Source organism: Silvibacterium bohemicum (assembly GCF_001006305.1).
GTDB lineage: Bacteria > Acidobacteriota > Terriglobia > Terriglobales > Acidobacteriaceae > Silvibacterium > Silvibacterium bohemicum.
This window is the reverse complement of record NZ_LBHJ01000008.1, coordinates 53,813-70,758: the sequence shown is the minus strand read 5'-3', so window position 1 is coordinate 70,758 and position 16,946 is coordinate 53,813. Positions and strand designations below refer to the sequence as shown.

Sequence of the window (16,946 nt, the reverse complement as noted above, 5' to 3'; positions counted from 1 at the left end):
AACAGATTTTGAAAACGTAACTCAAGAAGATCGTTATTCAGGAAGGCCCTGTGGAAGTTAGCATCTGGATTTTTTTATTGCTGAGCGTGCTGAAGGTGTTAGTGGTCACGGTGATCCTGCTCACCGCCGTGGCCTATACGGTTCTGCTGGAGCGCAAGGTGGTCGGGCGCATTCAGAACCGCTGGGGACCCAGCCGCGTCGGTCCCTTCGGTCTGCTGCAGCCCCTTGCCGACGGACTCAAGCTCTTCCTGAAGGAAGACCTGATGCCGACCGCGGTCTATCGTCCGCTCTTCGTGCTGGCGCCGATCATTGCTTTGGCCTGCGCGCTGATGTCGATTTCGATGGTGCCGTTCGGTCCCGAGAACGTGCAGTTCCACGGCGTGGGTCTCTTCCAGATTTCCGACGTCAACATCGGCCTGCTGATTCTGCTCGGCATCACCTCGGTGGGCGTCTACGGCATTGCGCTCTCCGGATGGGCTTCCAACAACAAGTACTCGCTGCTCGGCGCACTGCGCGCCAGCGCCCAGGTAATTAGCTACGAGCTGGCCCTCGGACTCTCGCTGGTGGGCGTCGTTCTGCGTTCGCAGTCGCTGCGTCTGCGCGACATTGTCGACGTGCAGTCGACGCACGGCCTGCTCTCCTGGAACGTCTTCGGTGGTCTTCAATTCGTTGCCTTCTTCATTTATCTGACGGCAGCTTACGCGGAGACCAATCGCGCGCCCTTCGATCTGCCTGAAGCAGAGAGCGAACTTACCGCCGGCTACCACACCGAGTACAGCTCGATGAAGTTCGCCATGTTCTTCATGGCGGAATACGCCAACATGATCACGGTCAGCTGCGTGGCCACGCTGCTCTTCTTCGGTGGATGGAGCAGCCCCTTCGGCAGCTTGATCCCCGCATTCGGCGGGCCCGTTGTTCAGGCTCTGCTGCCGCTCTTCTGGTTTGTCGCCAAAGTTTTCTTTTTCCTCTTTCTCTATGTATGGGTGCGCGGCACGCTGCCGCGCCTCCGCTACGATCAACTGATGGGCTTCGGCTGGAAGTTTCTTACGCCGCTGGCCATTCTGAATATTATTGCTACCAGCCTGTGGCTTGCGTTTCGAACTACTTAGCTGATTTACAATCGTCCTTCCGGTCTACTGAACTTTCCAAGTCCCTGCAACCGGCACCTGTGAGCGACTGAAGCGATGCATCTGATTCTGTTCTTCATCTTTGGCGGATTATGTGTGGCGGGAGCATTGAACCTCCTGCTGCAGCGCCATCCCATCAACTCCGCACTCTCGCTCATCGTCGTGATGAGCTCGCTGGCTGTGCTCTATCTGCTGCTCGGCGCGGAGTTCCTGGCTGCGGCGCAGGTGATTGTCTACTCCGGCGCGGTCATGGTCCTCTTCACCTTCGTCATCATGCTGCTCAACGCAGGTCTCGAAGAGCGGACGCATGGCAGCCGAGCCGCATATATCGTCGGCTTTCCCGGAGCCGCTGCGCTCTTCGCCATTCTGGCCTACATGTTCCTGCAGAATCGCGGAGCCCTCGGCTTTGCCCGGCTCGGCGATCAGCTGGTGACGACGGCAGACCTGAGCCGCGTGCTGTTTCGCAACCTGCTGCTTCCCTTTGAAGTCACGTCGGTCCTGATTCTGGTTGCCATCCTCGGCGCTGTGGCGCTGGCACGAAGGGAGCACTGAGCTGTGGACGTCCCAATTTATTACTACCTGATCCTCAGCGCCATCCTCTTTTCTATCGGAGTAGCGGCGTTCCTCATCAAGCGCAACATCATTACCGTCTTCATGTCGATTGAGCTGATGCTCAACGCTGTCAACCTCACCTTTGTGGCCTTTGCACATCACTGGCACCAGGTGAGCGGACAGATTTTTGTCTTCTTCGTGATGGTCGTCGCTGCGGCCGAAGCCGCTGTGGGTCTGGCCATCATCATCGCCCTCTTCCGCACGCGGAATACCCTGAACGTCGACGCGGTCGACCTGATGAAACTGTGAGCTTGGCGAGATCATGACCGCTTCCCTGCATCTCTGGCTTCTTCCTCTCATTCCCTTCGCCGGGTTTCTGGTGAACGGTCTAATCGGCCGACGGCTGCCCAAGGCGCTGGTGACCGGCGTCGCGCTGATCGCGACCCTCATTCCCTTCCTGCAAGTCGCGAACATCTGGTTTCACCTCGGCTCGACCTCGCTGCCGTACGTCGAGAACCTCGGGACGTGGATTTCGGCCGGACCCTTTCACGCCGACTTCACGCTGCAGCTCGATCACCTGACCATGATCATGCTGTTGGTGGTTACCGGCGTGGGCTTCCTGATCCACATCTATTCGGCCGGCTACATGGCGCACGAAGAGGGATACTGGCGCTTCTTTGCCTATCTCAATCTCTTCATGTTCTTCATGCTGACGCTGGTGCTGTCGGAGAACTTCCTGCTGATGTTTGTCGGCTGGGAAGGTGTGGGACTCGCGTCGTACCTTCTGATCGGCTTCTACTTCCTGCGCGACTCCGCGGCCAATGCAGGCAAGAAGGCATTCGTCGTCAACCGCATCGGCGACTTCGGATTTCTGCTGGCAATGTTCCTGATGGTCCAGCACTTCGGCACGTTGAGCTACAGCGGCGTCTTCGCGCAGATCACGCAGCATCCTGAGTGGCAAGGCGGCTTCCTTACTGCGATTGCGATCTTCCTGGTGCTGGGCGCAACGGGTAAATCGGCGCAGATTCCGCTTTATGTCTGGCTTCCTGATGCCATGGAAGGCCCGACGCCAGTCTCCGCCCTCATCCACGCGGCAACCATGGTCACCGCCGGCATCTACATGGTCGCGCGGACTCACGTCCTCTTCGATCGCTCGCCGTTTACGCTGAGCATCATCGCCATCATCGGCGCGGCTACTGCTTTTTTCGCTGCGACCATCGGACTGGTGCAGACCGATATCAAGCGCGTGCTGGCTTACTCGACTGTTTCGCAGCTGGGCTACATGTTCCTGGCCTGCGGCGTGGCCTCGTACACCTCGGGCATCTTCCATCTCGTGACGCACGCCTTCTTCAAGGCGCTGCTCTTCCTCGCGGCCGGCTCGGTGATTCATGCCTTGAGCGGCGAGCAGGACATGCGCGTGATGGGCGGCCTGCGCAAAAAGATTCCCGTCACCTTCTGGACCATGACCGCGGGCGTCGTCGCTATCTCAGGAATTCCGCCCTTCGCGGGCTTCTTCAGCAAGGACGAGATTCTGTATCAGGCATTCATCTCGCCCAACGGCGGCAAGATTCTGTGGTTCGTTGGACTGGTCACTGCGTTTCTGACATCTTTCTACATGTTCCGCCTCTGGTATCTCACCTTCTTTGGCGAGAGCCGCGCGGTTGAACAGGCTCACGACGCACAAGGGCACGACGATCACGGGCATGCGCACGGCCACGGCGTTCATGAGAGCCCCTGGATCATGACCGGACCGCTGGTGATTCTGGCGATTCTCTCCGTTATCGGCGGATGGATCGGCGTTCCTGCCGCTTTGCATGGCCACAACGAGATTGCGAACTTCCTCTCGCCGGTCTTTGGCTCCGCGGAATCCGGAGGCTCGAACCAGATTGCTCTCATACTGGCGGTGGTTTCGACGCTGGTTGCCATTGCGGGCTGGTTTACCGCGCACATCCTGTACTTCGCCAAGCCGGAGCTGCCGGGTAAGCTGGCGCATTCGCTGCACGGCGTCTACACTCTGCTGCTCAACAAGTACAAGGTGGATGAGCTCTACGGCCTGGTGGTGATGGCCCTGATGATCATCTCGCGCTATCTGCTCAAGGCGCTCGTCGATACCGGAATTGTTGACGGCACCGGCTATGTGGCCGGCTACACGGCGCAAGGATTCGGCGCGCTGGTGGCACGCATTCAATCGGGTAACATTCGTTCGTATGCAGGCTGGCTGTCGCTGGGCGCGGCCGTCCTGCTGGTCGTAACCTACTTCGGACTGACGGCGCATCTTTCACTGCGATGACCAACACGATGACCGCAATGCTTGAAAGACAAGGAATATATTCGTGCTGATTGACTCCATATTGACGCTGACGACCTTTGTACCTACCGCGGGCGCGGTGGTCGTGGCCCTGCTGCCGCGCAAGGGACGCATCATCCAGTGGTGGACTCTGCTGGTATCGGTCGTAACCTTCCTGCTGACTCTGCACCTGCCCGCTCACTTCATCTACGGGCAAAGCGGCTTCCAGTTCGAAGAGAACTATGCCTGGATCGCAAACCCGGCCATCCGCTATCACCTTGGCGTAGACGGCATCTCCATGTGGCTGGTGGTGCTCACCGGCTTCCTGGCCGTAGCCGGCTGCCTGGCTTCGTGGAAGACCGTCGAGACGCGCACCAAGGAGTTCTACTTCTTCTTCCTGCTGCAGCAGACGGCCATGATCGGCGTCTTCGTCGCGCTGGACATGTTCCTCTACTACGGCTTCTGGGAGCTGTCGCTGGTGCCGATGGCGATTCTCATCGCCATGTTCGGCAAAGAGCGTGGCCCGAAGACGGCTCTCAAGTTTTTCACCTACACCTTCATTCCGTCGGCGCTGTTCCTGGTCGCCATCCTCTACCTTTACGCCAAGACCGGCACCTTCGATTACGTGAAGCTACAGCAGGCGCTGACCGCCAACGGCAGCCTGTTCACGGCCGACGCGCTGGGCTGGGTTTCGCTGGCCTTCCTGGTCGCCTTCGCAGTGAAGGTTCCAGTCTTCCCGCTGCACGGCTGGTTGAGCGACACCATTACCGATGCGCCAACTGCGATGGCCATGGTCGTCGCCGGCAAGCTGGGGCTGTACTCGATTCTGCGCTTCAATCTCGGGCTCTTCCCAGCGCAGGCGCGAGCCATTGCTCCGCTAATGATTGCTCTATCGGTCATCGGCCTGCTCTACGGCGCCTGCATTGCGCTGGTGCAGCGCGATATGAAACGGCTGGTGGCCTACTCCATCCTTAGCCACTTGAGCTTCTGCACACTGGGCATCTTCTCCTTCGCGCTTTCGGGGCTGAACGGCGCGGTCTACCAGATTCTCAATCACGGGCTCTCGGGCTCGGCGATGCTGATCCTGATCGGCATCCTGTATAACCGCTACGGAACCTACGAGCTATCGGAATACGGCGGCCTCGCGGCGAAGACGCCGTGGCTGGTGACGCTCTTCGTCATCACCACGCTGTCGCTGATCGGCCTGCCCATGCTGAACGGCTTCGTCGGCGAGTTCCTCGTCCTGAGCGGCAGCTATGCCCACCATGCCGGATGGATCTTCGCGGCGACCATCGGAGTGATTCTGGGCGCGGCTTACATGCTGAGCATGGTACAGAAGATCTTCTACGGTCCGGAGTCGGCCATGATCACGCGCCATAGCGTGGCAGATCTTGGCTTCCGCGAACATGTGATTCTGTGGCCCATGGCCATCCTGATGCTGGTGATGGGTGTGGCTTCGCCTTACTGGATCAAGGCCATCAACGGCGCAGTGACTGGACTCGCCGATACTGCAACACAGACGGTTACTTATACTGCTGATCATCTTCCCGCTGATCATCTTCCCGCTGATCATCTTCTGGAGAAGCGATGAACACGACACCTCAGATCCTTCGCATTCTCCCCGAGGTGATCCTCACCCTCGTCGGCGTGATCATCATGCTGGTCGAGCCGCTGATCGCGAAGTCCTCGAGCCGCAAGCCGCTGGGCTGGTTCTCCGTCCTCGGCGTAATTGCCGCGCTGGCGGGAAGTCTCTATCAATATCAGCTGCCTTCGGGCACGGCGTATTTCGGAACCGTGCAGACCGATCCCTTCAGCATCTTCTTTCATGTGCTGATTGCCGGCATCGTGCTCGCTTCCCTGCTGATCGCGCTGGATTCAGCCCCGGACAGCACGCCGTTTCTCGGCGAGTACTTCGCGCTCGTCTGCTTCGGAGCAGTCGGCATGATGCTGATGAGCTCGGCGGTCGAGTTGCTTCTGGTCTTCATCGGCCTGGAAATCTCGTCGATCTCGACGTACATCCTCGCCGGTTTCCGCAGGAAGAGCGCGAAAGCTCCTGAGTCTTCGATCAAGTATTTCCTGCTGGGCTCGTTTGCGACAGCATTCTTCCTCTACGGCATCGCCCTGGTCTTCGGCGCAACCGGCACCACGGACATCTCCGGAATCGCGCAGGCACTCGGATCGAGCACCACTCCGATGCTGGCGCTGATCGGCGTGTCCATGATGCTGATCGGCCTGGGATTCAAAGTCTCGGCCGCTCCCTTCCAGGTGTGGACGCCCGATGTCTATGAGGGTGCGGCATCTCCTGTCGTCGCGCTGATGTCAACGGGCCCCAAGGTCGCAGCCTTCGCCGTGCTCCTGCGCGTGCTCTACGGCGCGGTCCCCGCGCTCCACCTGCACTGGGTGCCGCTGCTCTGGCTGCTTGCCGCCCTGTCCATGACCGTCGGCAACCTGGGCGCGCTGCGGCAGAAGAACGTGAAGCGCATGCTGGCCTACTCCTCCATCGCACACGCCGGATACCTGCTGGTCGCCTTCACCGCGCTCTCCGCCGACGGCATCGCCGCGGCCAGCTTCTACGCCGTCTCTTACGCCGCAATGAATGTCGGCGTCTTTGCTGTGGTCAGCCATGCCGGCGGCTACGACGATCGCCTGACGCTGATCGAGGACTACAAGGGACTCGCCTATCGCTCTCCTTTGCTGGGTGGCGCGATGGGCTTCTTCCTGATCTCGCTGATTGGGATTCCCTTCACCGGCGGATTCTTCGGCAAGTTCTATGTCTTCTCGGCCGCGATTCACTCCGGATTTGTCTGGCTCGCGGTGATCGGCCTCATCAACAGCGGCATCGCGGCGTATTACTACCTGCGAGTGCTGGCTGCGATATACAGCAAGCCGGCGGAATCCTCACCGGTCATGGCGGTGCCTGCGGCAACCCTGCCGCTGCTGCTCGCATTGCTGATCACGGTCGCTTCCACGCTGATTCTGGGTATCGCTCCGGGACGGATCCTGGCGCAAGCCAAGGCTGCAGCCGCGACTTATCCGGTGATCAATCCGGATGCTGATTCGGCAGCGGTGGCAGGGCGGTAGGACTGTATTAGAGTCTCAGTAATTCGTCACTCTTACGACCGACGAGAAGAGTCCCAGTGATGCAGGCGGAAAGCGCATCACTGGGATTTTTCGCTTAGCTCAGAATGAGGAGTACGTTTCACCATCGATAGAAGGCATCAATACTTCTCCGCAAGAAGGAGCGGTGTTAAACCTGCCTCACCGCTGCCGTGCCAATACCAGGGTGATGTCATCCGGCTGTTCCTGGCCGCCGATCCAGGTGCGCAACGACTGCATCACTTGCTCTGAGATGGCTTCGAGCGACAGATGCCGATGGCGGCGCACCACTTCGAGCAGGCGGTCCTCGCCGAATTCTCCAAACTCATTCTCGGGCTCGGTCACACCGTCGCTATAGGCGATGAGAATGTCTCCCGGATAGAGCTGCTCCGTGGCCTGCTCGTAACTCATGTTGTTGAGCAGCCCCACTACCGTGCCGCCGCAATCGAGGCGCGTCACCGAGTCGTCGGCGCGCAGAAGAAACGGCGGTAGCTGCCCGCCATTCGAGTAGATGAGGCGGCTGGTCAGCCCGTCATAGTGGCCCAGCCACAGCGTGGCGTACTTCTCCGGCTGCGTGCTGCGATAGAGATGGCGGTTGAGCAGAGCCAGGATCTTCGACGGCTCCTCGAAGAGCTCGCCGCACTCGACCTCATCTTCGCCCATGGCGCGGGTCGAAGCGATGGCCAATGCCGCTGTTCCCGCCGTGATCAGCTCTTCCCCGGCAAAGCGGTAGGCACGCACCGCGGAGTGCAGCGTCGCCATCAATAGAGCAGCGGAGATGCCCTTGCCGCTGATGTCTCCGATGGCCAACCCCATGCTGGTGCCGCCGAATACCAGGAAGTCGTAGTAGTCGCCGCTCACGGTGCGGGCGGGATAGCAAGCGCCGTGCAGCTCCAGCGATGGCACGCTGATATTGCCGCGAGGAAAGAGATTGGCCTGCACCTCCTGGGCAATGGCCAGCTCATTCTCCAGCCGCTGCTTCTGGCGCTGCTCTTCGAGCAGCCGCTCCAATGAAGAAATCATGCGATTGAAGGATCGGCTCAAAGCGGCCAACTGATCGTTGCGCGTGACCTGAATGCGATGCGAGAGGTCACCCTTATCGATGGCCACCGTCGCCTGATACAGATCGCGGATCGACCGCGTGATGGTGCGGTTGAGACGCACGGCCATGTAGAACGCAAACAGCTCGATGACGCCGAAGAAGATGGCGATGCCGATCAGGATCTCCTGAATCACGGCGGCAATCTTGAGCGAGGTAATGAAGAGGCGCTGGTACAGCAGCGAGGGACGCGAGCTGACCTTGGCGTAGGTCTGGATCGGTTTTCCCGTTTCCCAGTCAATGGTGTCGAGCGGCGCCCAGAAGGTAACGGTAACGTCGTAGAAGTGCTGAGCGCCAGGGAGCATACCACCGGTGATCGACCGGCGCCGGGTCTGCATCTCGTCCAGGTCTTCGCCGTTGACCTTTACTCCTCTGGCGGTGCGCTGGTAGCTGAATTGCACCTTCTTGGGAGGCTTCGCGTCGCTGGGCATATCGTCATCGTCGATCTGGACATCGGGAACGATGGTGACGGTGCCCAGCCCCCGCGCGATCTGGTCCACATTTTCGCGATGCAGCGGCAGGCTGGTGATGGTGGTGATGGTGTGGCCGCCCAGCGTCTGGGTATCGATAGCGCGCAGATACAGCTTGCCCTCGTGGATCACGATGCGCTTGAAGCGATCTCCCCGGTCATTGTCGTGATACCACGCCGGTGCTTGTGAAATGCTGGCGTCATGCAGGCTGGAGGGCGTGAGCGCCAGGGGTTGGCCGTCCTCGAAGGCCGCGACAGTCATACCGAAATCCTCGTGGACAGGCATGGAGTCTTCGGCTTCGGCGAGATCCACCACCTTGATCTTGGGCTGCTGGGCGACCATGTGGGCGATATGCAGAGCGAAGGCGCGGTCCTGCGTGGCAATGTGCCCCAGCTCCGAGGTAATCTCGGAGCTCGCCGCAAAGATGGCGAACTGCCCGGAGAACACATAGAGCAGGATCGAGGCCAGCGTGACGAAGAGCACCACCGGGGCGAGACCCATCAATAAATAGGTGACCACCAGCCGGTTGCGGACCTTCCACATCAGGCGTCCGAAGACCCAGCGCCACAGCAGCGGGATACAGAAGGCGACCAGCAAAAGCAGGGTGAGAACGCTCACTCCGCCGAAAAACACGCCGGCCTGGCCAGGCAGCAGCCTCCCTGCACTGAGGGCCAGATAGAAGACGAAGAGCCAGAACGCAATCCGGTGAACTTTTCCGAGCGGGGGATCGCGACGTACACGCCGAAAGACGGCGGTCTCGAAGTTGCGTAGGTGTCCCATCTGCTGCTGAGTTTAGCGAAAACTGGACAGCTAAGAAACCGATAAGACCCGGCCGTGGGTGCAGGTGTCCAAACCCTCACCCCTTGGTTCTCTGCTCGTGTCTACGGCTTGGCCTGCTGTTCTTCGAGATCGGCCTGGTGAGCGAGCCGTAGAGTGTACCGCGTCGCCGAGAGATGTGCGCCTGCCAGCAGGATCAATCCGGTGAGAAAGGCCCAGATCATCAGGCTCACCGAGACGGAGAAAGGCCCGTAGGCGGACTCCAAATCCATCCACGGCAGGACGAAGACATAGATGGTCTTGGCCATCTCCCAAAGCAGCCCGGTCACAATCGCGGTGGGAAGCACGGCGGCTACCGGCAATTTGCGGTTGGGAAGCACCCAGTAAATAAGGAAGAAGATGCCGATGCTGAAAAGCGCCGCCGACATGCGCAGGATCGCTCCACCGAGCAGATGGAAGACAATGCCCTGCGTGCGGTTGAGAAAGAGAATCGAGAGCACCCGGTTCTGGGCAGCAGTGAAGGCCACGGAGAAAAGTGCGAGCACACCGACCGAAACGGCCAGTCCCAGGGAGATGAGCTGGTTGACGAGATAAGAGCGGTTCTTGGTCACGCCCCATACGCGATTCAGAGCCACTTCGAGAGGCATGAACACGCCGGTCGAGGAAATCAGCAAGGTCACAATGGAGATGACCTGCACTTTGCCCCGCGCATGCGCCAGCAACGCCATGTTCTTGACGACAAAATCCTGGTGGGCGGGCAGGAAATAGCGCAGCATGTCTCCCAGGACGCTTTCCATCGATTGCGAATGGAAGACGCGGCGCTCGATGGTCCAGGTCATGACGATAAAGGGAAAGAGCGAGAGGATGGTATTCGCCGCGACGCTGAATGCGTAGGTATGGACCTCGCTCTGGGCCAGGTAGATTGCCAGCGTCTTCAGCTGTCCCGCAAAGCTGGCATTGGCGGCCGAACGCGACGGCGGATAGGTCGCACGCTCCTCGGGCAGCGCAGGTTTAATGGTGAGCATCTGTGTAGTAGTATGCAGTAATTCGAGACTAGGCGAGACCACAGGTCCAATCGTTCATCGCGATTGAAAATGGTCCGGATCTACATATAGAAGCAAAAAAACTGAAGCAAATTTAGCGTTTCACTGCCGAATCCAGCGTTCTCCGTGTTACCGATTTATTACTTTTTAGCGCCCCTGGGGCAATCCAAAATGGGATTGCACGGCCAGAATCTGGGTGCATAATCTTGTTATTGCTGAGAAGAACCAGCTGGCTCGATAGCCGCATATGAGCAGCGACCCGAGCTTCGCACCGCGGAACTTCCCCCGAATTCTGTAGTTTGCAGCCACCCCAGACGCAAGGTGTCTGGTCAACTTAACCGGCGCACTGTCGAACCGGGAGAATGAGGCTTCGCCTTCAGGGGAATCCGCAATCCTTGCTGGAATGACCGAGTGGTCTTGCCGATAACAAAACCGAGAGCGTGACTATGAAGAAACTTTTCAGGTATTCAACCCTGGCTGTAGGACTGGCGCTTGGTACGGGTGTGATGGCTCATGCGTACGACAGGCCCTGGCCCCATGACCCAGGCCCAGGCCACGAGGCCCCTTCGGCTCCTGAAGTTGATCCAAGCCTTGCATTCAGTGGCATCACCCTGCTGGCAGGAACGCTGACAGTTATGCGCGCCCGCAAGAGGAAGTAAGCGGAGCACCATTGTCTATGGATTCAAACTCAGCCTTGGCCGGGAATGCTCGCTTTCGGCCAAGGCTGGTTTTTAGTCTTCCGCGTTACCTCCTCGGCCGTTTCTATTTCCTCGCCGCAACCCTGTGCTGCGATTGCCTGCTGCTGGCGACCATCTCGCGCCGCGCGGCCATCTTCGGCATTCTCGCACCCTTCGGCATCGTCGCCTTCGCGGTCTTTCTGGGCCTCGGCTACTCGGCATTGAAGGCGGATCGCCTCGAGATCCCATTCAATAAACGCTGGTACATTTATCACCTGGCCGGCGTGCTGATCATCTGGCTGCCCTATGTGATTGCTCCACGCGGCCCCAAGTATCACCCCTACGCAGCGCCGGCACACATCTTCGCCAGCAGCGTTCTTCTTATCTCGGTGACGCTTCTGGCTCTCTCCTGCCTGCCGCTTCAGGCGTGGATCAGAGCCTTTCGCATCACCAATCCCATCTGGCTGATCGCTACGTTGGCCGGGCTGGTGGCGGCACTCCTGCGCAGTCCGCTGCAGGCGATGTGGGGAAATCCCCTGCTCGGCGGCGGCAGCGCTCTGCAGGCGATCGCGTTCCGATCCGTCGACGCGGTGCTCCGTATCTTTCTGCCCAACGTCATCGTCGATCCGCAGACCTACATCATCGGCACCCAGCGCTTTGCCGTTACGGTAAGGGAGCAGTGCTCGGGGTTGGAAGGCCTGGGCCTGGTGCTGGTCTTCACCGTGGTCTGGCTGTGGTATTTCCGCAAGGAAAATCGCTTCCCGCAGGCCTTGCTGCTCATTCCAGCGGCGATGCTCTTCGTCTGGGTGCTCAATATTGTCCGCATCTGCGCCATCATCCTGATCGGGAACGCGGGCGCGGGCGATATCGCCATGGTCGGCTTCCACTCGCAGGCGGGCTGGATCGCCTTCACCGGTGTCGCCCTCACCTTTTCGATGGCGACGCGCAAGCTCTCCTGGGTGCGCGCCACGCCGACCTACGCCGGGCTTCCGGCAGACGGAGTGCATAGCTCGGAAATCGCAGCGACGGGTGATAGCAAAATCGCAGTCCACACCGAAAGCGGAGAGTCGGCAGCAACCGGAGCCTATCTGGTTCCCTTCCTTGCCATCCTGGCCGCATCTTTTGTCTCCAAGGCGGCATCGGGCACTTTCGAATGGCTCTATCCTTTGCGCTTTCTGGCCGCCGCCATCGCCCTCTGGCATTTTCGGCATGAGTACAAGAAACTCGACTGGCGCTTCGGCTGGCTGGCGCCAGTGACCGGACTGGCCATCTTTCTGGTCTGGATCGCACCGGAGTGGTTGAAAAAGGAAGATGCGGCCAACACCCTGGGCGCCTCCCTGGCAGCTCTGACCCCGCACGCGCGAGTGGCCTGGATCGCCTTCCGCACCGCCGCTGCGATCATCACGGTGCCCATCGCCGAAGAGCTTGCCTTCCGCGGCTACCTCACGCGCCGCCTCATGAGCCGCAGCTTCGACGAGGTGCCATTTCGTACGCTGAGCATCTTGTCCGTCTGCATCTCCTCCGCTCTCTTTGGCGCGATGCACGGCCGGCACTGGCTGGCGGGCATCGTGGCCGGGCTCGCCTTCGCAGGCGTACTCAAGTGGCGGGGCAGAATCGGCGACGCAGTCGTGGCCCACGCGACCAGCAATCTGCTGCTCGCGGCATGGGTTCTGCTGCGCGGCGACTGGGGTCAGTGGTAGCTCCCCGCTACCGCCTTCCGCTGCTGGCTCAGCCCGCCTAAATGATGAGTACGGATGGACAATGTCCTTCAGTAACATGATGTTGCGAGCATTTCCCTTACGAAATTTTAGCTTGCGTCACAAACCGTTTCCTGACATAACTGGTAAACCACTTGGCTTTTTTGAGAGTTTTTAGGTTACTTGGAAGGCCATTTTTTCGGTATTGGGTTCCGGCGTTTTCCGAACTGTTCGTAGTCGACGCGAGCTGCCGAATCGTCGCGATGTGGCGCGATGTTGGCGGCTCTCGGTGTCTCAGAACAGAACTGACGGCGCATGACTGGTCTGTTCACCAAAGGAGTGGATGTGAAGGAACGTGGCGTAGTGAAGTGGTTTAACGGCGCAAAGGGCTATGGGTTCATTCAACGTGCGACGGGCGAAGACGTCTTCGTGCATTTTTCCGCGATTCAGGACACCGGCTACAAAACGTTGAACGAGGGCGAGCCCGTGGAATTCGAATGCCAGCAGGGTCCAAAGGGCCTCAACGCCGCGAACGTCGTCCGAGGCAGCTGACACTCTTTCGCTTGCATCTCCAGACGGGTCGTTTCGGCGCAGTCCCAGCCGATAAGCCCGCATAATCTTCTGCGGCCTCTTGCCAGTCCCGCCTATCGGTCAAGGGGCCGTTCGTGTCTCTGCGGCATCATCCGGGGTGCTCTCGCCTTCCAGCCGGCGTACCGCCCATTCCGCCGCATCGGAAAGTCCCGATTCGGCGGATCTTGCCCACTCGCGCAGTTGTGGCAGAAATCGCTGCAATCCGCTGTTGCCCATGGCGATGGCCAGATTGCGCCGGAAACCATCGAACCGCGCCCGCTTCACCGGCGAGCCGTAAAACCATTCGCCGAAGTCTCGTTCGCTCATCGAAGCCAGCCAGTCGAGTGCGGGATTGATCAGCGCCGTGCGCGGAGCAAGCTCCGGGTCGGCGACGATGAAAGCTCTTCCGGCAGCGCTCTTCTTATTCCAGGGACAGACATCCTGGCAGATATCGCAGCCGAAGACATTGCGGCCGATTCCCTCGCGCAGATCGGTGATGCCGCCGTCGCCCGGAACGGCGCCCGGGATGATTCCCCGCTTCTCGATGGTCAGATACGAGATGCAGCGCGTGGCATTCATCCGATAGGGCGTAAGCGCCTGGGTGGGGCAGGCGTCGATACAGCGGGTGCAGCTTCCGCAGCGGTCGGCGGCCGGCAAGGCCAGCTCATCGGCTCTGACTTCGAGCGAGGTAATGATCACGCCGAGAAAGAGCCACGACCCTAGCTGCTGATTCAGCAGGCAGGTATTTTTTCCTGTCCAGCCCAGGCCGGCATAGCGTGCGTAGACCCGCTCCACGATGGGGCCGGTGTCCACGTAGCATCGCGATTCGATGGCCCCGAACTGCTCCTGCAACCTGGCTTCGATGGCCTTGAGGCGCTTCAGCAGCATCTTGTGATAATCGGACGGCCGCTGCGCCTCGCCCATATTTTGAGAACCCGACCAGGCATAGCGCGCGATCCACGCCGCGCCTTCGGGCGCAGGATCGATTGATCGCGGATGCTCCGAGCTGTAATCGGCCACGCAGACGATCACCGACTTCGCCCACGGAAAAGGGGCGCGAACCGAAGACCGCAGCGGATCTCCCTGTTCGTTCACACGCTTCAGGTAGTCCATCTCGCCAGCGTGTCCGGCATCGACCCACGCAGCGAAACGCTCGCGCTCTTCTTGACTCGCGATTGAGGTAGCATCCGGCACCGCAGCCACTCCGCCCAGCGTGAAACCCGCCTCTCGGGCCAGCTCGCGTATGAGGGATTGGGTGAGTGCCATGGAGATAGAGTGACACGGCCGATGCGGATCGGCACATGCCTGTTAAACGAGCGACAGTCGAACCAGCCTGCCGACCTCGGCAAGCATCGCTCCCCGCTTGCTCTCCTGGCCGGGACATTGCGTGATGTAGGCGGTGACGATGACCGGCGGGCGCCCCACAGGCCAGAAGACACCGATGTCATTGGTGGTGTGCTCGCCGTTCGAGCCGGTTTTGTCGGCTGCGCGCCAGCCCTGCGGCAGATTTGCCCGCAGGCGTTCCAGGCCGGTGAGGTTCGCTTCCATCCACTGTGTCAGCTGATCGCGCGAAACCGAAGAAAGCACATTTCCCAGCAGCACGGATTTCAAATCGTCGGCCATAGCCCGAGGCGAAGTGGTATCGCGTGGATCGCCGGCTAGCGATTCATTCAGCGATGTCTCGGTGCGATCAAGCCGCGTGACCTGGTCTCCAATGGAGCGCGAAAACGCGGTGATGCCCGAGGGACCGCCGATGCTTTCGAGCAGAAGATTCGCGGCGGTATTGTCGCTGCGCGTCAACGCGGCGTGGCAGAGATCGGAGATGGTCATGGTTCCACCGGCATGCGGCTCAGTGAGCGGCGAGTAGGGCACCAGCGGCTTGGGAGGAATTGAAATGGCGCGATCGAGCGTCTCGCGATGGCCCTCGACATGGCTATCGACGCGCTGCAACACCGCGGAGGCCAGCAGAAACTTGAAGGTGCTGCACATGGGAAAGCGCTCGTCGGCACGATGGCCTGTGCGCGTACCATTTGCAGTGTCGAGCACGCTCACGCCGAGGCGGCCGCCGCTGGTCTGTTCGAGCCGCGCGAGAGCTGTAGGCAAGGTGCTGAATTCCTCCGGCATCGCATGAAGAAGAGCAGGCGTAGCAAGAGCGGTGACGGCAAGAAAACGGCGGCGGCTCAATATCGTTCGCATAGTGTGCATGGGCAGGTGGCAGAACAGGCTAGCTGAAACGATTAGAGCATTGCGCACGCATCGCGCCCATGCACATCTTGATTCTCCGCATAACTCGGGAATAAATAGCCGCAATTTGGGTTGCCGCTAACTGCTTGATAATCCTCTTCGAGTTGTTGCGTTCTCTGCGCTGCTTGCCTACTATTGAGGCAGAGTATTTGTACATAGGGTCTTTGCGTCGTCAACGCTCTGATTTATTTCACGCACGCGTTTCATCGCCATTCAAATACAAACGACAAGCGAGTTTATTGCACAAATGCGCATACTCATCACCGGAGTCGCCGGATTTCTAGGCTCACATTTGGCAGATGCTTTGCTCGCGGACGGAAACAGCGTCGTCGGCGTCGATAATCTGGCCACGGGATCACTCAACAACCTGAAGCATCTCGACAACGAGGTGCGCTTCGAGTTCCGCGAGCTGGATATCTGCGAAGCGTTCGATCCGGGCCGCGTCGATTACGTCTTCAACTTCGCGTCGCCGGCCAGCCCGGTCGATTATTCGAAGCTGGGCGTCGAAACGCTGGCGGTCGGTTCGTCGGGCACGCGTAATGCTCTCGAAGTGGCCAAGAAGTATCGCGCCAAATTTCTTCACGCCTCCACCTCCGAGTGCTATGGAGATCCTTCGGTCCATCCGCAGACTGAAGACTACTGGGGCAACGTGAATCCCATCGGACCGCGCTCGGTCTATGACGAAGCGAAGCGCTTCTCCGAAGCGCTGACCATGGCCTACCATCGCTACTACCACGTCGACACGCGCCTGGTGCGGATCTTCAATACCTACGGTCCGCGTCTGCAGAAGAACGATGGCCGCGTCATCTCAAATTTTGTAGTGCAGGCGCTCAAGGGCGAAGACCTGACGGTCTACGGCGAGGGCGATCAGACGCGGAGCTTCTGCTATGTCGCCGATGAGATCGAAGGCATTCTCGGTCTCTCACGTTCTGACGAACATCTGCCGGTCAACGTCGGCAATCCCAATGAGTGGACCATCCTGGATTGCGCGAAGACCGTGCTCAAGGTCACAGGCTCGAAGAGCAAGATTGTTTATCGTCCGCTGCCGCAGGATGATCCCATGCAGCGCAAGCCGGATATCTCAAAGGCGAAGCGTCTCTTTGGATGGGAGCCGAAGATCGATCTCGAGACTGGGCTGCAGCTTAGCCTCGAATATTTCCAAACGACTATTGATGAGGAAGCCAAGGTTAAGTAACACCTCGTCAACGGCGCGGGACGAGCGATCGACGCACAACGATAATCCTTTCAATCCGTAAAAAAGTTCTTTATGCTTGCATTAATTTTGCAAGCGAGAGAGCTGCGATAGC

General features: G+C 59.6%; 13 protein-coding genes. 9 read left to right on the top strand and 4 right to left on the bottom strand.

What is annotated here, in order from left to right:
* Window positions 1-50: 50 nt before the first annotated feature.
* The 6 genes from nuoH to XX99_RS15445 all read left to right on the top strand — a co-directional run bounded on the left by nuoH (window position 51) and on the right by XX99_RS15445 (window position 7,047).
* Window positions 51-1,109: an NADH-quinone oxidoreductase subunit NuoH gene (nuoH, locus tag XX99_RS15470; RefSeq protein ID WP_082125623.1), complete on the top strand. Its 1,059-nt coding sequence runs from the start codon at window positions 51-53 to the stop codon at window positions 1,107-1,109.
* A 75-nt stretch (window positions 1,110-1,184) separates the two neighbouring features.
* Window positions 1,185-1,679, top strand: coding sequence for an NADH-quinone oxidoreductase subunit J family protein (locus XX99_RS15465; protein ID WP_050060314.1), 495 nt, complete (start codon window positions 1,185-1,187; stop codon window positions 1,677-1,679).
* A 3-nt stretch (window positions 1,680-1,682) separates the two neighbouring features.
* The gene (gene nuoK / locus XX99_RS15460) at window positions 1,683-1,988 is read left to right on the top strand and encodes an NADH-quinone oxidoreductase subunit NuoK (protein WP_050060313.1); all 306 of its coding nucleotides are present in this window, start codon (window positions 1,683-1,685) and stop codon (window positions 1,986-1,988) included.
* Between the two features lie 13 nt (window positions 1,989-2,001).
* Window positions 2,002-3,969 carry an NADH-quinone oxidoreductase subunit L gene (nuoL, locus tag XX99_RS15455; RefSeq protein ID WP_050060312.1) on the top strand — a complete coding sequence of 656 codons (1,968 nt, stop codon included), beginning with the start codon at window positions 2,002-2,004 and terminating at the stop codon, window positions 3,967-3,969.
* A 43-nt stretch (window positions 3,970-4,012) separates the two neighbouring features.
* Window positions 4,013-5,557: a complex I subunit 4 family protein gene (locus XX99_RS15450; RefSeq protein WP_082125622.1), complete on the top strand. Its 1,545-nt coding sequence runs from the start codon at window positions 4,013-4,015 to the stop codon at window positions 5,555-5,557.
* A complete protein-coding gene (locus XX99_RS15445; RefSeq protein ID WP_050060311.1) occupies window positions 5,554-7,047 on the top strand; it encodes an NADH-quinone oxidoreductase subunit N in 1,494 nt (497 codons plus the stop codon). The genes XX99_RS15450 and XX99_RS15445 overlap by 4 nt, the downstream gene beginning before the upstream one ends.
* A 177-nt stretch (window positions 7,048-7,224) precedes the next feature.
* Here the strand turns inward: XX99_RS15445 and XX99_RS15440 are convergent, their stop codons facing one another.
* Together XX99_RS15440 and XX99_RS15435 are read right to left on the bottom strand one after the other, a co-directional pair.
* On the bottom strand, window positions 7,225-9,411 hold the full coding sequence (locus tag XX99_RS15440) for a PP2C family protein-serine/threonine phosphatase (RefSeq protein WP_050060310.1): 2,187 nt from the start codon (window positions 9,409-9,411) through the stop codon (window positions 7,225-7,227).
* A gap of 101 nt (window positions 9,412-9,512) precedes the next feature.
* Window positions 9,513-10,433, bottom strand: a complete 921-nt coding sequence (locus XX99_RS15435) for a YihY/virulence factor BrkB family protein (RefSeq protein WP_082125621.1) — start codon at window positions 10,431-10,433, stop codon at window positions 9,513-9,515.
* Window positions 10,434-11,127: 694 nt separating this feature from the next.
* Between XX99_RS15435 and xrtE the strand changes: the two genes are divergently transcribed.
* Together xrtE and XX99_RS15425 are read left to right on the top strand one after the other, a co-directional pair.
* Window positions 11,128-12,828, top strand: coding sequence for an exosortase E/protease, VPEID-CTERM system (gene xrtE / locus XX99_RS15430; RefSeq protein ID WP_050060309.1), 1,701 nt, complete (start codon window positions 11,128-11,130; stop codon window positions 12,826-12,828).
* A gap of 312 nt (window positions 12,829-13,140) precedes the next feature.
* Window positions 13,141-13,377 carry a cold-shock protein gene (locus XX99_RS15425; protein WP_050060308.1) on the top strand — a complete coding sequence of 79 codons (237 nt, stop codon included), beginning with the start codon at window positions 13,141-13,143 and terminating at the stop codon, window positions 13,375-13,377.
* Between the two features lie 99 nt (window positions 13,378-13,476).
* Here XX99_RS15425 and queG read toward each other — a convergent pair whose 3' ends face one another.
* Window positions 13,477-14,661, bottom strand: coding sequence for a tRNA epoxyqueuosine(34) reductase QueG (gene queG, locus XX99_RS15420; protein ID WP_050060307.1), 1,185 nt, complete (start codon window positions 14,659-14,661; stop codon window positions 13,477-13,479).
* Between the two features lie 42 nt (window positions 14,662-14,703).
* Window positions 14,704-15,579, bottom strand: coding sequence for a class A beta-lactamase (bla, locus tag XX99_RS15415; protein WP_231581416.1), 876 nt, complete (start codon window positions 15,577-15,579; stop codon window positions 14,704-14,706).
* Between the two features lie 307 nt (window positions 15,580-15,886).
* Here bla and XX99_RS15410 point away from each other — a divergent pair, with 307 nt between their 5' ends.
* Window positions 15,887-16,834 carry a UDP-glucuronic acid decarboxylase family protein gene (locus tag XX99_RS15410; protein WP_050060306.1) on the top strand — a complete coding sequence of 316 codons (948 nt, stop codon included), beginning with the start codon at window positions 15,887-15,889 and terminating at the stop codon, window positions 16,832-16,834.
* The last annotated feature ends 112 nt before the right edge of the window (window positions 16,835-16,946 follow it).